Source organism: Mucilaginibacter tolerans, from assembly GCF_030519375.1.
Taxonomy (GTDB): Bacteria; Bacteroidota; Bacteroidia; order Sphingobacteriales; family Sphingobacteriaceae; genus Mucilaginibacter.
On the sequence record NZ_JAUMKB010000008.1, the window covers coordinates 1 to 16,202 of the forward strand.

Below are 16,202 nucleotides of genomic sequence, written 5' to 3' on the forward strand. Positions count from 1 at the left end.
ACATCTTTGGTGGATGTTTGAGTTTTTAACAACTTTTGTATCATCAATAATAGTCAACCTATTTTAGGACCTTACATAATGAATAGTCCTGGAACAAGCAGACGGACTACAACAGTCGCGGTAATTGTAAAGATTACCGGATTTTAATTATTAATCATCATGCCCATGCCCGTGACCATGCCCGCGTCCATGTCCATGTTCCCGATCATCGCCGTCGCCATGTTTATCCCAACCGTTATGGCGGCCGTTGTCATGCCAATGCTCGCGGTATCTTTCTTCATGGCTGTCGCGGATAATTACTTGATCCCTACGACCTCTGTAGCCTGCGTATCTTACCCTGTAATCAGCGTCATAGCGCCATGGATTGGGGCGATTGACCACTACTTTATATCCATGATAAATATCATAATCCCGGCATCTTGCAGGTAAATAGGCTCTGCGAATCCAAACACCATTATCTAAATAAACATATTGATGTACGGGCACGTCATAATAAACACCTATATCAGGCATATAATAATAGTCGGCGTGGTCATATCCAACCGGGCCCCATTCAGGTTGGGCGCCGATATTTACTCCTACACTTAAATGTATCTGGGCATTGGCTAATGTGAACGATAAACAGCTTACTAATATGGCTGCTGTAAAAACTAACTTCTTCATTTTGTAATATTATTGTTTGGTATATATGACAGCATTTAACGTAAAAAGTTTAAATATTTTATACGCCTTTCCTATATAGATTGCCTATAAAAAACAAATACCCTCTGAATGAGGGTATTAAGTTGTTAAATATTTTAATAAATTATTATTCGTCGCTATTATTTTCCTTGTCTTCAACCTTTTTTGAGATCATGGCCAGTTGTGGCTTACCTATCACTTTGTAGTTGCCATCACCGTTTAGAATGGATGCAACCTGGCTCTTGTCCGTCATCGTTTTTACGGCCTGGGCCAATTCCTTGTCATATTTAAAATTGGTCTCATAGCGGCCTTTTTCGTAGAAATAACGTGACGCTATCTCGTTTTCAAGCACCTGTTTTATTTCCTCCTTATTTTGTTGAAGATCGTTCTTTTTGCTGGCCAGCAGTTTCGCTTTCAGTGCATCGTATTCTGCCTGGATATCAGTAAATTGTTTCTCTTTAGTAGCTTCAGTCTTCAGGTTTGTAATCAGCTTTTCAGTTCCTGTGGTATAGCTGTAATTTTTATTGCCGAGGAATTTTATAAAATCATTGTATTCGCCATCACTTAGATGAAATGTTCTTACGTCCCCAATAGCGTTATGTGTGTTGCGGAACTGAGTTGCATAATCAAATATCAACAGCTTAGAAACCAGGGTTTGGGTGATATTTGCGAAATGCTCCTGTTTGATAAAAATATCCGGGTAAACACCACCACCGTCATAAACGGAACGGCCGCCTTTGGTTTTAAACTCATGCATCAGCGAATCGGCGACTTTTACCACGCTGCCATCATCTTTACGATGTGTATAGTCAAGCGCCTGCACACAACGGCCGGATGGGATATAATACTTAGCAATAGTGATCTTTACTAAACTATTGTAAGGCAAATTGAATGTCTGCTGCACTAATCCTTTGCCATAGCTGCGTTGCCCTATAATCACTGCACGATCGAGATCCTGCAAGGAGCCCGCCACAATCTCTGATGCCGAAGCCGAACGGCTGTTTACCAAAACCACTAATGGCAAATTTGGCTCCAGTGGCGTATTTTGGGTACTGTAAGTAAAGTTCTTGTCTTTTATTTTACCTTTTTGCGAAACCACTTCAACCCCTTTGGTCACAAACAAATTGACGATCTTTACAGCTTCCTGTAAAATACCTCCACCGTTTGATCTCAGGTCGAGAATAATGCCGCTTGGGTTATTCTTTTTAAGGTTGGTGAGTGCTGTGGTTACTTCGTCAGCTGAGTTTTCTAAGAATTTATCGAGTTTAATATAGCCCATGTTGCCACCGACCATGCCGTAATAGGTTACATTAGGCTGTTTTATCTCATCACGTATCAGATTCTTCTCAACCGCTTCGGCATCACCGCGCCTGATCAACAGTTTGATACCTGCGCCTTTTGAGCCTTTTAGCAACTGGCTTACCTGATCGTTGGTTTTTCCGGTAAGGTCAACATTGTTTATTTTCACTAACCTGTCGCCTGCTCTGATATCTGCTTTTTGGGCGGGGAAGCCTTCAAAAACATCCGAAACATACACTTTTCCTTCGCGCGCGAATATACCTGCACCAATGCCACCATATTGGGTACTCACATAATGAAGTTTATAGTCCTCAATTTCTGATTCGGGTACAAATTCTGTATAAGGGTCAAGACCATCCAACATGGCGTCCACACCCGTTTTTATCATTTTTGCTGAGTTAATATCGTCTACATAATTGATATTAACTTCTTTGTATACAGATGAAAAAACATCCAGGTTTTTTGCTATCTGGAACAAATCATCCTGAAACCCAAAAGTCAATATAGCAAGTACTGTTATACCAGCCAGCAAACTCCACTTTCTATAAATACGTTTCATCACAGTACCTGTTGATTAAATAAAAGAGAGAGGTTCAGATACACAATCTAATTTTCTCATTACCAGAATATAAAATTACGACTTTGATATTAAAAAATGACGTAGCCGATAAAGTTTTACATCAAATCAAAGAAATTCGGTCCCTGTGATTAAACGTGGGTTAGAGGCGGTTATTGTCGATATTGGCCAGGGCCTTCTTCAGTGTGAAAACCACGTACTTACGGTCCCGGTTTACCAGTTCCATTATCCTGCTGATAAGGTTGTCTTCCTGGCCTTCATTATACTGCAATTCTTCGTCGGTGAGGTGATTGTATTTACGTTGTAATTTGATCTTTACACGTGCCCAGTCCTGGTTGCTGATACTGATCTCTGCCATTTCAAAAAATATGTTTCCGCAAAAATAGAAAAAATCTGCTGATGCCCTGTGCAATATTTTGGCTCGTTAATTGTTAAACCTTAAGTTGAATAGTACATCTAACCTATTTGTAAAACTAAATTTAACAATAAATGAAAAAGTTACTTTTAAGTGCCGCGTTGCTGATAGCGGTTTGCATCGGTGCAAAGGCACAAGTTAGCCTCGGTATAAAAGGTGGGGTCAACTTCTCTAAAATCAATACCGATAACTTTAATGAATCCACAAAGACAGGTTACCAGGCTGGTGTATTTGCCCGCATTGGCAATGCATTTTATTTACAGCCAGAAGTTTACCTAAGCAGTAGCGGCGGTAAAATAACTGTTTCCAACAATGCTGACGCTAGTGCCGACATCAAGTTTACAAATTTGAATGTCCCATTGTTATTAGGCCATTCATTCGGCTCAAAAAACCTCAATTTCAGGCTTATGGCCGGTCCTATTTATACTTATGTTTTAAGCAAAGATCAGAGCGTCACCAGTCAGTTTGGCACTGCTTATCAGGATTTTGGCCATTATAAAAACAGCACCATCGGCTTTCAGGCTGGCGGTGGTGTGGATATCGGCCCGATCACAGCCGATCTGCGCTATGAAGGCGGCTTAACCAAAATAAGTGACGATTTTGGTCAACGCCAAAACCTTTGGGCGCTGAGCGTCGGGTTTAAGTTTTTTTAAGCTGAATAGCTAACAAAAGGGAAGCCCCGGGGTATTGACCTGGGGCTTTTTTGTATATAAAAACATACATTTTGTGATGAATTTTAAATAAACTCTAATCCCTTAAAATTCTTTTTCAGTATAATCTTATTGTTTACATCGAGCCATTTATCAAGCAATGTGGCGTATACGTCCCTGAAATCGATCTGGTATTTTAGGTCGCCGTTATCCAGCTGAGCGAGGTCGGGGGCGTCATTAAAAATCCCGCCCTTCTTGAGTCTTCCACCAAAAACAAAAACATTATTTGCGGTACCATGATCGGTTCCATTACTGGCATTTTGCTCAACTCTGCGCCCAAATTCCGAGAAAGTCATTACCAAAGTATCATCCAGTTTACCCGCTTGTTTTAAATCTTTGATAAAGGCAGCAACTGCGTCACCATAAATTTTTAGCTGCTTGCCCTGCTGATTCTGTTGACCGACATGTGTATCGAATCCGCTAAGTGATACATAATAAACCCTTGTTTGCAATCCGGAATTGATAAATTTTGAAACGGTTTTTAATTGATTGCCAAGTGGAGTAGCCGGGTATTCAGCATTGACAGAATAGGTTTTCGACGTTTTCTGGATATAATCAGCCGAGGAATAAGTCTCGATCATGGTTTTATACAAATAACCCAGGTTATCTTCATTTAAATGTTCGTCACTATATTCATGCACCAAATCTTTGAAAAATGGTTCGCGGGTAGTTTGGTATAATTTGTTCGGATCCTGTACGGCAATGCCTTTCATACTTATACCTTTCATAGCTAAAGACAGGGTATCATCCACTTCAATAGCGGTGTAGGGGTTTTTGTTACAAGTTTGGCAATAGGAATCCAGGTAACGGCCTATCCAACCGGTAGTGAGAAATTGGTTCGAGTCGCTGGCAGTTTGCCAAATATCCATAGACCTGAAATGGGAGCGGTCAGGATTCGGATAACCAACAGAATTAATAATACTCATCCAGCCCTGGTCGTAAATTTCTTTTAAAGCATTAAGATTGGGATTTAACCCCTGCATGTCATTCAGTTTGATCACCTCACTTTGGGGGATGGCGATAGACGTGCGTTTTTGATAATAAATATCGTTACCAAAAGGGATAATAGTGTTTAAGCCGTCATTGCCGCCAGACAGTTGTATCATCACCAGGTTTTTGTATCCGCTTATCTGCTCACGGGCAATACCTTCCAATGGCTTCAGAAAAGCAGGTATCAAAAACGCGCCGGAGGCGAGTGCGGAGTTTTTTAGAAAATCACGTCTTTTCATAATCACTAATTAACACAGCTGATATTCCGGCGTCGAGACCAGTTCAACTACCAATGTTTTTATATCTGCCGATTGCGTGGCTGTGTTTTGTATCGTTGCGCTCAGTTTTGGTTCGAGTATAAATTGAGCGATATCCGTGTTGGATAGACTCTTTGGTATGGCTTGCAAAAACTTATCCCAATCGGGTTGCGCCTGTACTTTGGTGCTTACAACCGACTGCCTGTTGCGCATTGTTGCCAGGTAAGCCTCATCTTCAGGGTCAGTTTTACCGGCAAAATCAATCAGGCCGCCATCGAGCAACATTGAAGGTATTTTCAGGCGATACATTAACGACGAGCTGTCAATCCAGTTCCTTCCTCCCGGCCATCCAGCAACATTTGGCGGGTAAAATAATACTTGTCCCAAGGCTCTCTGAAATTCGAGCAACACTTCCGGTCGCTGGTAAGTAATATAAAACTGCCGGTTCAGTCCCACCAGAAAACCTACAGGCGATTTGATCATATTGCCTATATTCTGTTCATCATAAAACCAGTCGGCGGTAAAAACAAATTCCAGTAAAGGCCTTATTTCGTAATTGGCCTTGTAAAATACGTCAGCCATTTCGTTTATGCGAACAGGGTCGGGGATCTCGCTCACTAGATATTTGTAAAGTTTAGCGCTGATGAACACAGCAGTCTGTTTTTGCTCCAGCAGGCGGTCAATAATATCCTCGCCATTTAAGTTCCCCGTTTTACCCATAAAGGTTTTTTGACCGTCATCATGCTGAAAAGGGCGAACCTTAAATACACCATCCTTATCGAAACCCCAGCCGGTAAATGCCCTTGCCGATTCTTTTATATCCTGCTCAGTATAGTTTCCCCGCCCAATCGTGAAAAGCTCCATCAGCTCCCGGGCAAAGTTCTCATTTGGATGACCTTTATGATTTTGCTGATTGTTCAGGAATTGCAGCATGGCCGGCGATTTAGAGACCGCCAGCAATAAATCGCGAAAATTGGCCAACGCATAAGTGCGCTGAATATTATTAAGTTGTTGCGCATAAAGGGCATTATTAGTGCGACAGGCAAAATGATTATGCCAAAATAAAACCATCTTCTCCCGCAGTTGTGCATTGGTGGTGCTCATCTTATTGATCCATGCCAGGTTCAGGTCCTTCTCCTGTTGGCGTTGCTGCTGCAAGGCTTGTTTTTTTGCGAGCATATCGCCCGTGAGCAGTTTCATGTAATCGATGTTTTCCTGAACCATGGTCAAAGGTTCGCTGGTCTCCGAAGCCTTAAATAACTCCCTCAGCTCTTTTTTAACAGAGAGATGGTCGGCGGATTTTTTGTCCGAAAAACAGAGGCCGAAGCCGGCCCTGGCATATAAGTGCTTTATCAGCTTAAGGTTATCCATATGCACTTTGTATGACTCCTGTTTTTTGGAAGGGTTTAAACACTTTAAACCTAATTTGAAATTATTTCGTAGTAAAATAATTATTATATTAGAGCGACCAAACCATATTGCAATTTGAATAGACTATTTACTCTTCTCCTGTTATTGTGCTCGGTTTCTGTTGTGAGGGCACAGGTTCGTGGCTATGGTAATATCGATACTGCTGATCTTAAACTAACGTCGTGTGATTTTGAAAAAGACGCTAATGCTATGGTTTTGTTTGACAGGGCTAAGGTGAACTTTAGTTTCATGGGCACCCTGGCAATGGAGCGGCATAAAAGGATTAAGATATTAAACGATAGGGGCAAAGAGCAAGGGAATATCCGGATCGAGTATGATAATGTTTATGGAGTTGAGCACATTTACAATATAGAGGCTCAAACCATTAACCTGGAAAACAACAAGATCGTAATCACCAAAATAGACCCCAAGCTTTTTTATTTTCAGCATACCGATAAAAGAAAAGACGAACTTGTTTTTTCATTCCCGAATGTTAAAGCCGGCTCAGTGGTTGAATTCAGATATGGGTTTGTAAGAAATATATCAGTCAATTTTCCTGCATGGTATTTTCAAAACGATATACCAACCCGCTATAGCGAATTTGACGCCTATTTTGATTCCCGGTTGGGGTTTACTGTAGCCAGCAGAATAAGTAAGCCCTTTGCCAGGGATACCGCTGTTCCAAATGGACATGTTTGGGTAGTAAAGGATATAGCATCAGCAAAAGACGAATCTTTTATGCGGGCTAAGGGAGATGCACGTGAAAGTATTGCTTTATCATTAAATGAAGTGCAGGGCTTAGATGGAAAGACTATTCGCCTTTATGATACGTGGGAAACAGCAGGCAGAAAACTGGCAAGTGAAAAAGATTATTACAAGCAGCTTGACCAGCATCTGGGCGACGAAGATGATTTAATAAAACAGGCTGTTGCATTAAAAACGGATGACGAGAAAATCGCCTTTCTGTATAATAAGGTTAAAACAACCATGAGTTGGAATGGCTATGAGCATTGGGCCTCAAAAGATGGCATAAAAAGCGCATGGAAAAAGAGATCGGGCAATTCTGCTGAAGTTAATGCAATACTCTATCATTTGCTGAAAAAATCAGGAATAAAGGCTTATCCAATGCTTGTGAGCACAAGGGAAAATGGACTGTTACGACCCGATTTTGTGGATATATTCCAGATAAATAGCCTGGTTACCTATGTGCCGGTAGACAGCAGCAAATATTATTTGCTGGATGCCACCAGCAAATTTGAAACGTATAATCAAATCCCCTTTAACCTGCTAAACTCATATGGGTTGTGCCTGGATAAGGAAAAGGATAAGTATAATATGGTTTTTCTCAAGACGAATGCGTCATCAAGGGAGGTGATAGTTATGACCGGCGAAATCGGCGCTGATGCCAAAATGCACGGCAGCGCTGAAGTTGTGAGCTCTGGTTACAACAGAACCGGCAAACTGGAGATCTTAAAATCAATTGATCAAAAGAAATATGAGGAATTCCTAACGGAAAATGATAATAATCTTAAGTTGATAAATCTGAAATCGGAAAATGTGGAAGTAGACACATTGCCTTTGAAACAGAGCTTTGATTTTACATATGAGCTTAATAATACCGATAATTACCTTTTATTCAGTCCTAACATATTTACCACTCTTCATGCCAATCCCTTTCTTAGCGAGAACAGGGCCTCAGAAATTGATTTTGGATACACGAATAGTCATCTGATAATTGGCACCTATAAACTACCGCCGGGTTACAAAGTTGAATCTTTGCCCAAAGATGCCAATATGATCATAGCCGATAAGAGCATCCACTTTAAGAGAGTGTTGGCGCAGGAGGATGGCAGCATACAGTTGAAGTATGAGGTATCAATTACCCGGACAACGTTTTCGAGATCGGAATATCCTGATCTGCATGAGTTTTATAAAAAAATGTATGATTTATTAAATGAGCCTATCATTTTAAAAAAGGGTTCGTAAACAACTATTATTAGACCGACATATACAAATTTTTTTTAGATACTTTTAATTTAACCTTGTTACATGAATAAATTTTGTACTCTAATACTGCTCTGTGCATTTTGTACTGCCGCGAATGCGCAAACCACCACAGTGCCAACAACACAACCTTATGGCAAGGTAGATCGGGCTGACCTTGAATTGAAAGCATGCGATTTTGAAAAGGATGCCAACGCTGAAGTGCTTTTTGATAAAGGATCGGTTACTTTTACGGCTGACTTTAATCTGATTTTTGAACGCCATGTGCGTATTAAAATTTTTAACGACAAAGCTAAGGATGCCGCAAGTGTCCGTTTAGCATATTGGGGCGGCGGCGGCATGGAATTGCTCTCAAATGTAGAGGCTGAGACTATTAATCTCAATAACGGTATTATCGAGATAACGAAGGTCGATAAAAAGCTTATTTACACGCAAGCTGTTGATAGGATGCGTTCGTCAGTAGCCTTTTCGTTCCCCAATGTGCAGCCAGGTTCAATTATCGAGTTTAAATATACATTAATGACCGCTAACCTTAGCGATTTCCCGAATTGGTATTTTCAGGATCGTTTCCCAACACGTTATAGCGAGCTTAATAGTACTATTCCCAATGTATTAGTTTATAAAAATCTGGTTATGGTAAACCTGCCCTTTGTTAAAAACACAGCGGATGTTAAAGCTATGGCTAATATACCCTCGATTAAAGACGAACCTTATATGGGTTCGCGCAAGGATAATTACCAGAGAATACTTTATCAATTATTAGCTATTCATTCAGGCGCATATCATAAAACATTTTCTGACACATGGAAAAAAATCGGCGAAGATGAAGTTCGGTTTAATGATTTTGGCGGTGAATTTGACAAGAGAGTTGATGGGGAAGATACTATTCTTGTCAAAGCAAAAACTTTAAGTACAGATGATGCCAAAATTGCCTATCTCTTTGGCGAAGTAAAAAACCACATGAAATGGAATGAAGTGGATGAACGATATACCAATGATGGCTGTTCAAAAGCCTGGCAAAAAAAATTAGGTAATTCAACAGAGATCAACCTCATTTTGTATCACTTACTTCATAAGGCAAAGGTAAAAGGCTACCCTATGCTGGTAAGCACTAAGCAAAATGGCAAGGTGAACCCGGCATATCCAAACCGGTATCAATTTAATAGAACTGTAGTTTATGTACCGATAGATAGTACAAAGTTTTATTTGCTTGATGCAACAAATAAATACAATACATACGGGGATATACCCGATGAGTTACTGAACGGTTTTGGTCTTTATATAGATAAGGACAACGAGAATTATGACCTTGCTTTTATAGAGAAAGCCACTCCCGTAAGAAATGTTATTGTGGTGAATGCCGAAATAGCCGCAACAGGCAAAATGGAAGGCACTGCGGAGATCAGTAGCCCTGCTAACAATCGCATCAGCTACATAAAAAACTATAAGGAAAACGGGGAAAAAAAATATATCGACTACCTGCAGGGGGACGATAATAACCTGAAGATCAAATCGCTAAAATTTGAAAATATGGAAATTGATACATTGCCATTAACGCAGAATATTTCCTTCACGCTTGATCTTACAGGTTCGGATGAGAATTACATTTACTTTAAACCTACTGTTTTTACCTCTGTAGGGCCAAATCCATTTTTGAATGAAGTACGCATGACCGATATCGATTTTGGCTATCGGAATAATTACGCCATAGTAGGTTTATTCAAAATACCCGCAGGTTATAAATCAGATGGCCTGCCTAAAAATGCGAGTATGGCAATGCCTGACCAAAGCATTGTTTTTAAGCGTATTGTTGCCGAACAGGATGGCGAAATAACCATTAAATATGCTATAAACTATAATAAATCTATATTCTTTAAAGACGACTACCCTGTAATGTATGATTTCTATAAAAAAATGTATGAAATGCTGAACGAGCAGATCGTGCTAAAGAAAGGCTAGCAAACAACTGTTATTAAAACCACGTATACACAATTGTTCAATATATTTTCAATTTAACCTTGTTACATGAATAAAATTTTTACCCTAATGCTGCTCGGTGCATTTTGCACTGCTGCGAATGCACAAACTACCATAGTGCCAACAACACAACCTTATGGCAAGGTAGATCTGGCTGATCTTGAAATGAAAGCCTGTGATTTTGAAAAAGATGCCAATGCTGAAGTGCTTTTTGATAAGGGCAATGTTTATTATGGAAGCGATCTTGGCACCATTACCAATGAAGTGCACCGGCGTATTAAGATTTTTAACGATAACGGTAAAAGCCAGGCTGATATCCATATTTCATACTATGGTGGTAACCACTTAGAATATATTACGGGCATCCAGGCTGAAACTATCAATTTGGTTGATGGTAAAATGGAAATCACCAAGTTGGATAAAAAACTGATCTACACCAAAACTATCGACAAGTGGCGAAATGAAATTACGTTTACTATGCCAAATGTGAAATCTGGCTGCATAATCGAGTATAAATATAACTTTAACTCAAACAATAGTTTGGATATTCCCGACTGGGAGTTTCAGGATAAAATCCCTGTCAGATACAGCGAGTACACAACGGGGATACCTGATCTATTTTATTTTAGAGAGCAGCCTCACCTAACCTATCCATTAGTGAAAAATACTCGTACTTCTGAAGGCAGAAGCTTAGTCGACAATTCAGGATCTTATCCATACTCTCTTGAGATGGAAACAAAGGCCATGGCTAATGTGCCATCGCTGCCTGATGAACCGTTCATGTCTTCGTTCACCGACAATGTCCAGGAGATTCGTTATCAGCTTGTGTCTATCAAACCGATAGGGGGATTTGTTCGTACAGGAACAGACACCTGGGCTAAAGTAGGCGGCAAATTAATTGATGACGAAGATTTTGGCGGTCAGCTGCGGCGAAAGCTAAATAACGAAGATGCCATCGTCAGCAAAGCCAAAGGCTTAAAAACCGATGTTGAAAAAATGGCCTATGTTTTTAATGAGGTAAAAAATTCGATGAAATGGAATGGTAAAGACGATTGGTATACTATTGACGGTACCTATCGTGCGTGGGAAAATAAAACAGGAAATTCTGCCGAAATAAATCTGATACTTTATCACTTGCTTAAAGAAAGCGGTCTGGAAGTATATCCAATGGTGGTAAGTACCAAGGAGCATGGAAAAGTGCTGCCATTTTATACTTCAACGATCCAATTTAACCGAGCTGTCGTCTATGTTCCTATTGATAGCACTAAACGTTATGTATTGGATGCTACCAATAAATATAATTTGTATAATCAAACGCCGTCTGAGTTATTGAATTCATCTGGGCTTTGGATCGATAAAAAATCAAATCACTACGATATCGTTTTTCTGCACAATGATGTACCCGTGAGACAAATAGTCCTTGTAACGGGAGAAGTAAAACCGGATGGTAAACTGACAGGTACGGCGCAGATCAGCAGCAATGGTTATAATAAGATCAACGCAGTAGAAAAGTATAAAACAGACGGCGAAAAAAAATATATCGATTACCTGCGCGACGACGATAATAATCTTAAAATATCATCGCTAAAAATGCAGGATATGGAAGTGGATAGCCTGCCTTTAACGCAAAATATTGAGTTTAATCTTGAACTGGCCGGATCAGACGAAAATTATATTTATCTGAATCCCAATCTGTTTACTTCGTTAAAAACAAATCCATTTTTAAGTGAAAAACGCATGACAGATATAGATTTTAGGTATTTGAGGAATTACTCTGTGAATGGTATGTATAAAATTCCGGCGGGCTATAAAATTGACGCTTTACCAAAAAATGTTACGATTGTAATGCCTGACAAAAGCGTGAGTTTTAAGAGGCTTGTGGCTGAACAGGATGGGAGTATTATAGTGCGGTATTCCATTAACTATAATAAGGTGGAATACCCCAAAGAAGATTACGCCGATTTTCACGAATTCTTTAAGCAAATGCATCAAATGCTGAATGAACAGATCATCTTAAAAAAAGGATAAAGCAATGTGTTTGAATAATTATTTAAAAGCTGGCGTATTTTTATTAGGGGGCTTTTTACTATCAGCTTCAAAAGTGTACAGCCAGGATAAAGATATTCCCCAGGAATTTTATAAAGCTTCCGGAATTCCTGATTCCCTAAAAGAAGACGCTAACTCGGTTATCAGGTATTCATCAGACGAGGTGAAAATAAAAGGACCGGGTAAGGCAGTGATAAAGCACCATAGTTTGGTAACCATATTAAACGAAAAGGGCGATAAAGACGCGGTTATTGTGTTTTCATATAACAAGAAATTTGACACTTATAGCAATATTGACGTTCATGTATATGACGAAAGTGGCAAAATGATAAAGAAATATCACAAAAGTGATATGTATGACGGCGCTGCTTCAAGCGATGAGACACTGGTTTCCGATGACCGCTTTCTGGGTTTAAAACATACAGTAAGCCGTTATCCGGAAACAATTGAAGTAAGCTATGAAGAAGACCTGAATAGTTATATTGATTTGCCAAGCTGGTATATTCAGGAAAAACGCGAACAATCTGCACAGGAAGAACACTATAAGATATGGTGTGAACCCGCGGCCGGATTGAGATATAAGAGTAAGAATATATCACTCACACCGGTAAAAACATCTGACGGATCGTACGACGTGTACTCCTGGAATGTAAGAAACCTGAAAGCCTTAAAAAAAGAAGAGGAAAGTGAGTCGTGGACAGTTTTGCCGAATGTCGTTTTTGCTACCTCTCTGTTCAATTGTTATGGTTATGCAGGGGATTTTAGTACCTGGCAGAACTTTGGGAAATGGATACAAGGTTTAAATAATGATATGTGCATACTGAGTGCACCGCGTATTGCTGAAATTAAAAAGATGACCGACACCATTAAAACGGAAAAGGAGAAGGTTAAATTTTTATATAAGTATATGCAGCAAAATATGCGTTATGTGGGCATCCAGCTTGGCATTGGCGGATATAAGCCATTTCCTGCATCTTTTGTTGACGAGAAAAAATATGGTGATTGCAAAGCCTTGTCTAACTATATGCAGGCGTTGCTGAAAGCGGTGGATATTCCATCCTATTATGCTTTAATACGCGCAGGGGCAAATGAAGAATCCGCTGATCTTGATTTCCCATTCAATAATTTTACCCACGCTATTTTATGTGTTCCACTAAAAAAAGATACTGTTTGGCTGGAATGCACCAGTAGAACTCAACTGTTTGGCGAGCTGGGCTCATTCACTGAAAACAGGAATGCCTTATTGATAACGGAAGATGGAGGGAAACTGGTTAATACGCCAAGAAGCACCCCACAGGAAAATCAGTTTAATAGCGAAGTACGTATCGAACTTCAGCCGGATGGCGGTGCAAAAGCGCATGTAAAAGTTTTGAGTACCGGAGGCTATCGCGACATGTTTATTGGTTTCACCGCAGAAAAACTGGATGAACAAAAGGAATTTTTGCTCAGATATTTCAAAATGAAACAACCGAGTTCATTTGATTTTAAAACTTCACCTGATAAGGCTGAGATTAATGAATTGAGTATGGACCTGGAATATGATAAATTTTGTGACGTTCTGGCTGGTGATAAGCAGTTTTACAGGCCGCGTGTATTTGATCTTTGGGCGCTGACGGTACCTATCCTGGAAAAAAGGAGAACTGATTTCTATTTTGATCATCCGATGGAAAAATCCTGTGTTACTACAATTGATATCCCTGCCGGATTCGAAGTAGAAGCGTTACCTGTAAACGCCGCGCTCAAATTTACCTATGGCAACTATGAGCTAAACTATGCATATAACAAGGAAAAGAACCAAGTTGTGAGCACAGCTAAATTTGTTTTAAACAACCAGGTAATACCAGCGGGCAAGTATACCGAGATGCAACAATATATGGACGCTGTTGCCAAAGCACAGAATAAAAAGCTGGTGATAAAAAAGAAGGCATAAATTTGCCTGATGATATTCAGGCTCGATAAGCGCATCATATTCCCCGATCCTTCTTTGGCAGAAGAAGACGGCCTGCTGGCTGTTGGAGGAGACTTATCGACCGACCGCCTGTTATTGGCGTATCATAGTGGTATCTTCCCATGGTACAATGATGATACGCCAATATTATGGTACTCTCCACACGAACGGTTTGTGTTATTTCCGGATCAATTAAAGATATCTAAAAGCATGCGGAGGGTTTTTCTATCGGGCCGTTTTAAGGTGACTTACGACCAGAGTTTTGCCGAAGTTATAGATGCATGTTCCACAGTCTACCGGAAAGGTCAGGGTGGCACCTGGATAACTGCTGATATGAAGAATGCATATATCCGGCTGCACCAGGAAGGGCATGCTCATTCTGTAGAAGTTTGGGAAGAGGAAAAATTGGTTGGCGGGTTATATGGCGTGCAAGTTGGAGAGGTTTTTTGCGGCGAAAGTATGTTCAGCGAGGTAAACAATGCTTCAAAAGTAGCTTTGATCAGCTTGTGCAATAGTGGTAAATATAAACTAATAGATTGCCAGGTGTATACTGAGCATTTGGAATCAATGGGGGCTAGGATGATCAGTCGGGAGGAATATTTGGCTATACTACAAAATATAGAAGTATAAAGTTAGTTTTGCATAATAACATAAACGAGGTGTCATGCTGAGGCTCTCGAAGCATGGTGTGTAAGGCCTCTACGCGCCGCACTTCGAGAGCCTCAGTGTGACACCCCTCTGCAAAAGAGTGCTTAGCAAATAAATGGAGCAACCCAACAATAAAGAACGTATCATATTAGGCATCGACCCTGGGACAGCCGTAATGGGCTATGGTTTACTGAGAGAAACTGGCTCCAAAATTGAGCTGATAAGCCTGGGCGTAGTGAAGATGGAGAACATGGACGACCATATGCTGAAGCTTCAGCGGATATTTGAAAAAACTGTAGCCCTAATCGATAATTATCATCCCGATTGCCTGGCCATTGAGGCGCCGTTTTACGGAAAGAATATACAGGTAATGCTGAAACTGGGCCGTGCGCAGGGCGTAGCTATGGCAGCTGCTTTATCACGAAATATAGACATTACTGAATATTCGCCGCGAAAAATAAAACAATCCATCACCGGCAATGGTAACGCCACAAAAGAGCAGGTTGCCGCCATGCTGCAAAACCTGCTGAAATTTAAAGAAGCGCCTGAGTTTTTAGATGCAACGGATGGACTTGCCGTGGCTGTTTGCCATTCCTTTCAAAAGATCAGTACATCTACCGGAAAAACCAGTAGCAAAAAATCCTACTCTGGGTGGGAAACTTTTGTCAAAGACAATACAAACCGCGTCAGCGGTTTGCCCAAAAAAAAGTAGAGACGTGATGCATCGCGTCCCTACCGATAATTTCTTTTTGAAAATCTTAGTCTTCTCTCAGCGCTTCTCTTATTTTGTCGGCAGTAGCCTGTAGCTGTTCCGGCGTAAAGCTCAGTTTTGGACGCGAAAAGTTAAGGTCACTCACATTGTTCATTGGTATCAGGTGAATGTGCGCATGCGGCACTTCCAGACCTATTACCGCCACACCTATCCTTTTGCACGGAATGGCTTTCCTTAAACCAGTAGCTACTATTTTGGCAAATATTTGCAGACCTGTATAAAGCTCATCATCCAGATCGAATAAATAATCAACTTCCTTTTTGGGGATTACCAAAACATGTCCCTCAGCCAGCGGACTGATATCCAGGAAAGCCAGGTAATCTATCGTTTCAGCTACTTTATAAGCGGGTATTTCACCAGCTACTATTTTTGAGAAGATTGTCATTTTTTGAGTTGATTAAGTGACTAAGTTGATTAGGTCAGATTGAGTTACCGGGCATATAAACTTATTCAACTTAATCTAACCTA

The 16,202-nt window shown here is 40.4% G+C and carries 13 protein-coding genes; 7 read left to right on the forward strand and 6 right to left on the reverse strand.

What is annotated here, in order from left to right:
• Positions 1-150: 150 nt before the first annotated feature.
• From Q3A68_RS12405 to Q3A68_RS12415, 3 genes are all read right to left on the reverse strand, one after another.
• Positions 151-663 (reverse strand): hypothetical protein, encoded by a 513-nt coding sequence (locus Q3A68_RS12405; RefSeq protein WP_302901413.1) that lies wholly within the window; start codon positions 661-663, stop codon positions 151-153.
• 145 nt (positions 664-808) lie between these two features.
• Positions 809-2,539 (reverse strand): S41 family peptidase, encoded by a 1,731-nt coding sequence (locus Q3A68_RS12410; RefSeq protein ID WP_302901414.1) that lies wholly within the window; start codon positions 2,537-2,539, stop codon positions 809-811.
• 160 nt (positions 2,540-2,699) lie between these two features.
• Entirely contained in the window at positions 2,700-2,915 is a 216-nt protein-coding gene (locus Q3A68_RS12415; RefSeq protein ID WP_302901415.1) for a hypothetical protein, read from the reverse strand.
• Between the two features lie 131 nt (positions 2,916-3,046).
• Between Q3A68_RS12415 and Q3A68_RS12420 the strand changes: the two genes are divergently transcribed.
• On the forward strand, positions 3,047-3,625 hold the full coding sequence (locus Q3A68_RS12420) for a porin family protein (protein WP_302901416.1): 579 nt from the start codon (positions 3,047-3,049) through the stop codon (positions 3,623-3,625).
• A gap of 83 nt (positions 3,626-3,708) precedes the next feature.
• Here the strand turns inward: Q3A68_RS12420 and Q3A68_RS12425 are convergent, their stop codons facing one another.
• Positions 3,709-4,911: a DUF1501 domain-containing protein gene (locus Q3A68_RS12425; RefSeq protein ID WP_302901417.1), complete on the reverse strand. Its 1,203-nt coding sequence runs from the start codon at positions 4,909-4,911 to the stop codon at positions 3,709-3,711.
• Positions 4,912-4,920: 9 nt separating this feature from the next.
• Entirely contained in the window at positions 4,921-6,300 is a 1,380-nt protein-coding gene (locus tag Q3A68_RS12430) for a DUF1800 domain-containing protein (RefSeq protein ID WP_302901418.1), read from the reverse strand.
• A gap of 114 nt (positions 6,301-6,414) precedes the next feature.
• Here Q3A68_RS12430 and Q3A68_RS12435 point away from each other — a divergent pair, with 114 nt between their 5' ends.
• The 6 genes from Q3A68_RS12435 (at position 6,415) to ruvC (ending at position 15,674) form a co-directional block, all read left to right on the forward strand.
• Positions 6,415-8,325 (forward strand): DUF3857 domain-containing protein, encoded by a 1,911-nt coding sequence (locus Q3A68_RS12435; protein ID WP_302901419.1) that lies wholly within the window; start codon positions 6,415-6,417, stop codon positions 8,323-8,325.
• A 63-nt stretch (positions 8,326-8,388) separates the two neighbouring features.
• On the forward strand, positions 8,389-10,302 hold the full coding sequence (locus Q3A68_RS12440; protein ID WP_302901420.1) for a DUF3858 domain-containing protein: 1,914 nt from the start codon (positions 8,389-8,391) through the stop codon (positions 10,300-10,302).
• Between the two features lie 66 nt (positions 10,303-10,368).
• Positions 10,369-12,348 carry a DUF3858 domain-containing protein gene (locus Q3A68_RS12445; RefSeq protein WP_302901421.1) on the forward strand — a complete coding sequence of 660 codons (1,980 nt, stop codon included), beginning with the start codon at positions 10,369-10,371 and terminating at the stop codon, positions 12,346-12,348.
• A gap of 10 nt (positions 12,349-12,358) precedes the next feature.
• The gene (locus Q3A68_RS12450; RefSeq protein ID WP_302901422.1) at positions 12,359-14,296 is read left to right on the forward strand and encodes a DUF3857 domain-containing transglutaminase family protein; all 1,938 of its coding nucleotides are present in this window, start codon (positions 12,359-12,361) and stop codon (positions 14,294-14,296) included.
• 9 nt (positions 14,297-14,305) lie between these two features.
• Entirely contained in the window at positions 14,306-14,944 is a 639-nt protein-coding gene (aat, locus tag Q3A68_RS12455; protein WP_302901423.1) for a leucyl/phenylalanyl-tRNA--protein transferase, read from the forward strand.
• 133 nt (positions 14,945-15,077) lie between these two features.
• Positions 15,078-15,674 (forward strand): crossover junction endodeoxyribonuclease RuvC, encoded by a 597-nt coding sequence (gene ruvC, locus Q3A68_RS12460; RefSeq protein ID WP_302901424.1) that lies wholly within the window; start codon positions 15,078-15,080, stop codon positions 15,672-15,674.
• 46 nt (positions 15,675-15,720) lie between these two features.
• Here ruvC and Q3A68_RS12465 read toward each other — a convergent pair whose 3' ends face one another.
• Complete coding sequence (locus tag Q3A68_RS12465; protein ID WP_302901425.1) at positions 15,721-16,119, reverse strand: HIT family protein; 399 nt, start codon at positions 16,117-16,119, stop codon at positions 15,721-15,723.
• Positions 16,120-16,202 lie beyond the last annotated feature (83 nt).